The organism is Lysobacter olei (assembly GCF_054777355.1).
Genome location: NZ_BAAHAT010000030.1, coordinates 1 through 718 on the forward strand (window position 1 = coordinate 1; position 718 = coordinate 718).

General features: G+C 15.7%; 1 protein-coding gene. It reads right to left on the reverse strand.

All coding sequences use genetic code 11. The features are described 5' to 3' along the window. Window positions 1-491: 491 nt before the first annotated feature. Window positions 492-718: hypothetical protein (locus tag ACYVBS_RS14665; RefSeq protein WP_460824499.1), on the reverse strand; the 227-nt coding region annotated here is incomplete at its 5' end.

A 718-nucleotide genomic window follows, 5' to 3' on the forward strand; every position in this document is an offset into this window, starting at 1 on the left:
TTTAGTTAATGTTCATGAATTTGATATTAATTTATTATTATATGTTATTAATAAATGTAATGTTAATATAATTATTGTACTAATAATTATATAAAAACCAAAATTTGTTAAAGACATTTTTAAATTTATAATATTAATATTTAAAGAAAAAAAATCTTTTATTTCAAATTGTTCTAATGGACTAATTATGTTATTAAACATCATAGTATTTGTATTTATATAAATATATATTTAATTTAAACTAACTACTAATTATATAAAACTTTATACATTGGAAAATTTTAGTTATATTATCTAATTAATTATTAACTTTAAAATCTTATAAAAGTATTATTATAAAATTATTTAAGTTAATTTATTAAAAGATATTATTAATATGAACATTAATAAAACTGATTATATAATTCTTATTTATTAAATACACTATATAAATTAATTTTTCCAATAATAAAAAGATTATGATTGCAATATATTATTGATTTATATATATATTAATTATATATTAAACCTGATACAGAATAATGTAGACCATCTAATATTACTGCAGGATATATACCAAAGAATACAGCTGGTACCACAAGACTAATTAATAAAATAAATTCTCTTTTACTTAAATCTTTAACATAATTAAAGAAATATGAAGAAAATTGTCCACCAAAAGCTATTCTATTAAACATAAATATAGTATATGCAGCAGAGAATACTATAGAAGTACTAG